The sequence below is a fragment of the Terasakiella pusilla DSM 6293 genome (assembly GCF_000688235.1).
In the GTDB taxonomy this organism is placed as follows: Bacteria; Pseudomonadota; Alphaproteobacteria; order Rhodospirillales; family Terasakiellaceae; genus Terasakiella; species Terasakiella pusilla.
Map to the genome: position 1 here is coordinate 1 of NZ_JHYO01000062.1, position 3,739 is coordinate 3,739.

General features: G+C 45.1%; 8 protein-coding genes. 5 read left to right on the forward strand and 3 right to left on the reverse strand.

The annotated features are described in order from the left end of the window. Positions 1-98 precede the first annotated feature (98 nt). From Q397_RS0119890 to Q397_RS0119900, 3 genes are read right to left on the reverse strand one after another with little or no spacing between them, the layout of a single operon-like run. Positions 99-470: a HigA family addiction module antitoxin gene (locus Q397_RS0119890; protein ID WP_240475110.1), complete on the reverse strand. Its 372-nt coding sequence runs from the start codon at positions 468-470 to the stop codon at positions 99-101. Between the two features lie 8 nt (positions 471-478). Beyond that, entirely contained in the window at positions 479-760 is a 282-nt protein-coding gene (locus Q397_RS0119895; RefSeq protein ID WP_028880881.1) for a type II toxin-antitoxin system RelE/ParE family toxin, read from the reverse strand. A gap of 50 nt (positions 761-810) precedes the next feature. Then, on the reverse strand, positions 811-1,179 hold the full coding sequence (locus tag Q397_RS0119900; RefSeq protein ID WP_028880882.1) for a hypothetical protein: 369 nt from the start codon (positions 1,177-1,179) through the stop codon (positions 811-813). 108 nt (positions 1,180-1,287) lie between these two features. Here Q397_RS0119900 and Q397_RS0119905 point away from each other — a divergent pair, with 108 nt between their 5' ends. From Q397_RS0119905 to Q397_RS25320, 5 genes are all read left to right on the forward strand, one after another. Beyond that, positions 1,288-1,560 (forward strand): DUF6626 family protein, encoded by a 273-nt coding sequence (locus Q397_RS0119905; RefSeq protein ID WP_028880883.1) that lies wholly within the window; start codon positions 1,288-1,290, stop codon positions 1,558-1,560. Beyond that, entirely contained in the window at positions 1,560-1,913 is a 354-nt protein-coding gene (locus tag Q397_RS0119910) for a hypothetical protein (protein WP_028880884.1), read from the forward strand. The genes Q397_RS0119905 and Q397_RS0119910 overlap by 1 nt, the downstream gene beginning before the upstream one ends. Next, positions 1,910-2,212, forward strand: a complete 303-nt coding sequence (locus Q397_RS0119915) for a hypothetical protein (protein ID WP_028880885.1) — start codon at positions 1,910-1,912, stop codon at positions 2,210-2,212. Before Q397_RS0119910 ends, Q397_RS0119915 begins: the two co-directional genes overlap by 4 nt. Before the next feature lie 553 nt (positions 2,213-2,765). Next, positions 2,766-3,287 (forward strand): hypothetical protein, encoded by a 522-nt coding sequence (locus Q397_RS0119920; protein ID WP_028880886.1) that lies wholly within the window; start codon positions 2,766-2,768, stop codon positions 3,285-3,287. Between the two features lie 190 nt (positions 3,288-3,477). Beyond that, a partial coding sequence (locus tag Q397_RS25320; RefSeq protein ID WP_205618871.1) for a hypothetical protein occupies positions 3,478-3,739 on the forward strand: 262 nt, incomplete at its 3' end.

The window sequence follows — 3,739 nt, forward strand, 5'->3', positions numbered from 1 at the left end:
TAGCCACTGTTTGCGACGAATATCTCAACGTGATCAGATATTCACCCTCATGCTCAAACCACCATGAACGGAGGGGAACGTCGAGGTGGTGGTCTTACTCAGTGGCGGCCTGTATTTGACGTGCTTTGCTCAAATGGAACAATTTCATCCAGATCAATATCCAGCATATCTTCATCATAGTGGTTCTGTAGTCCAATCCACAAATCAGATGATGTGCCGAAGAACTTAGCTAAGCGGACAGCCGTATCCATAGTGATGTTGCGTTTGCCATTGATGATCATGTTAATCCGGTTTGGCGGCACATGAATGGCTTTTGCTAATCGATAAGGTGTAATCTCCATTGGATCGAGAAATTCTTCCTTGAGAATTTCACCGGGATGAACCGGATCAAGCGTATCATCATCAACAATATCAGACAGGTCAATATCGTTGATGTCTTCAACTTTATATGTTTCTGTTTGTCCCATCATAACCTTCCTTAATGGTAATCTACCAGTTCGACATTCTCGGCGTGACCATCAATCCAGTGAAAGCAAATTCGCCATTGCTGGTTTACACGGATTGAATATTGCCCGTTACGATCACCGCTCAGACGTTCCAGTCGATTACCCGGCGGGATGCGAAGTTCTTCAACATCATTGACTTTGTTTAGCAGCCGGAGCTTTTGAAGTGTCTTACGTTGTAATTCAACAGAGACACCTTTAATTCGTTTACGGGCAAAAATCGCCAAGGCCCGTTTGTCAGAAAATGTCTTGATCATGACTATGTATCTCACGAATACATATATACGTCAATAATACACAATCTTTACTAGGCTTCCGGCAGCACACTTTCCCCACCGATGGTCACTTCCGGTTCGATCAAGTTGAGTTGCCCATCCTCATGCACGATATCAACCAATGTCGGGTCCTGTACCAACTTCATTGCCTGACCTTCATTATCGGCAAATAGAGCAACATCGATTGTAAAACAGATCAACTGACCGCAGTCATCGGTACCTTGAAGCGTCAGGTTCCTCAAGTTGGCGATGGCGGCATTCAGGATCGGGAATGAGACGGTTACCTTGTCCAGATGAAATGGAGATAAGCGGCTCATGGCTTTTGCCTGAACAGTGATCGTCCAGCAAAATGGTTTCTGGCGGGAAGTTTCGGTATCGGTATTGAAGTCATCAAATCGCATAGTCGGTCTCTTTGTTGTGTTGTTATCCTCTATTTATGCATGATGAACATCCGTCATGTTGCTCGTTGATAAATAGCTGTGAGTTTCAATTTCACAGGAAATTTATCTATGCTGATAAAATCACAAAATTTGCCGCTTTTTGAGCAGGTGTACGAATTCTTGAGGGCAAACTACTTCATCCATGATTATGCCGATTATAGCCACTGTATGGGGCGTTCTCGCGGTTACGTGCCGACCCTCCGCTACAATGGGAAACAGCCCTCAGGTGACGCATATCGCACGCTGCAATCGTTTATGAGCAGGTGCTGGGAAGAAACAGCCGATGCTGACCTAAAGGCGTGGCTTTACCATTACATCATGAAAATAGATGAGGTGTTGTGATGAGCAAAATATCCATTGTACCAGTTCAGATCAGCGGCAATTTTCCGCTAGGCTACACACCGAAAAAATGGCTTTGCGACAAAATTGAATTACAAGGACATAGTGTCCTGATCCAAACGCTTAAAACTGAAACGCCAGACGACATCACCTTTATAACGGTCACGGGCCGTATTGTGCTTCCACACGAGCTTTACGATACAAGCATCTCCCTCATTGAAACATTCGATAGTGCAAGCTTCATCGCCAATGGGGTTAATGCCAGTATCTGGGGCGTTACAACCACTGTGGATGAGAGAAACATTATCTCCATTAATCTGGATGAATTACAAAAATGTCTGGCAGGTGGAGCATGAGTTCACTTCAACCTTTTAATCCGGCAAGCAAAAATGATATTGCTGGATATGCCGTTGAGATTGGCATTGAAATTGACCATCCGGGTGTCAGCGTGCTTATTCAATACCTGCACGATTATGGTGGCAAAGTCAGTGTCGGAAGAACCTACGGTTTTGATGATTTACAGTATTATGTCAATGAAGCGACAAGAAACCGAGGCAGCGTCATTTTGACACTCTGGCTTTTCAATGCCAATCAAGTCATGGAAGTGCTGATGGCGACCCAAGCCCGGTTGACGACATTCGATGTTCTGTTCTGATTTATCGGTTGCGATTTTTGCGGTCGCCGCCGATTTCAATCTTCACCGGATTGAATTTCCTGCCCCTTGACGTCAACACCTCCTTCATCCCAAATCTCTGTCATGAGTGAGCATGGTGTTGGTGAGCGACAGCGAACCTCACCATGACCACGACATGACGGCAGTCAGCGAAAGCTGACGTGCCTATAACCCTTAAGCCCGTGAGTTTCACTTCAATCCATGACCCGCGTGAGCAATCCGAAGATTAAGTTTGCACGCCGATGAGCATCAGCGAATGGCGGACAAACGAAGTGGTTCAGAAGGATGACTCGGAAGTGGTGTTTTAAAGAAGAGATATCTACTTCGGAGGAGATGGAGGTAATTATGGTATCTTTGATACCATATATTTCCCCCTCTTATTCGGGGTAGTCATTTTTAAATATCATTTCTGAGGTATCTGACTCTAAAAGGTATATACGATACCCCCGTTAATTTTATTCATTTATAAAATGACGAATCAGCAGCACCCATCATATAAGGCGATTCAGACAATATCAATATGAAGAGGTCGCCTATGGCCCGTAAAGCAAAACAACTATACTTCACCGATGGCAATGATTGCTGGCACTGGCTTGGTCAAATGAAGTCCGGTGAAGCCGTCATCACCCGTAACGGCAAACGCCGGAGTGCTAAAAAATATTTCTACCAGCAGCATCATCAGGTGGAACTGGACGCATCGGATCGTTTGAAAAATACGTGTGGTCATAAAGGCTGCATCAACCCGGCACATCACCGGGTGCGGACAGATGATGATCGCGAACTGACAGCCACCAAACAATGGCTATATATACTCAAGTCATCATTGGAAAAGACCGAACAGACACCGCAACAGATCGCCTTCATGACCACCAACATCCGCAACCGGGCATTTCCGCTACTCAAGAGCAACGATATTGGTCTCATTCGTGGAATTGTAAAATGCTTTCAACTTGCTCGCACCTATGCATCTGACGTACAAACAGTATGGCTTAATAAGCAAATGAAGTGGTTGATTTCAAAAGAGCATTCGATCTTGAAAACAGCGGATTCGGTGTGAAAATCGCAAAAACAGCACAGTAGCTACCTCAGATCACCAAAATACTTTTGGCGTGTCTTACAGTCTTGTACGCCATATCTGGACTCAAAAATGAACGACACTCAAGCATTTCATGCAAATGCACTTATGCACCAAATTTGACATATTCAGCTTGCTTGATAGCATCAAATGAACAAACGAGGTTGCTATCATGATTGATCTTCAATTTACCGATCTGACCAAACCCAGCATTCATATCCCCCGGAAAAATCCACTCGATGTGTTTAGAAACGCCCTGCAACAGCAGATTGATGCCTGTCGTGCGGCTCAATCCGGAAAGACATATACCGTCAAACGCCGCCGCTATACCGACGGCGTAGACCACCACCTCGACGTTCCCCTCCGTTCATGGTGGTTTGAGCATGAGGGTGAATATCTGATCACGTTGAGATATTCGTCGCAAACAGTGGCTA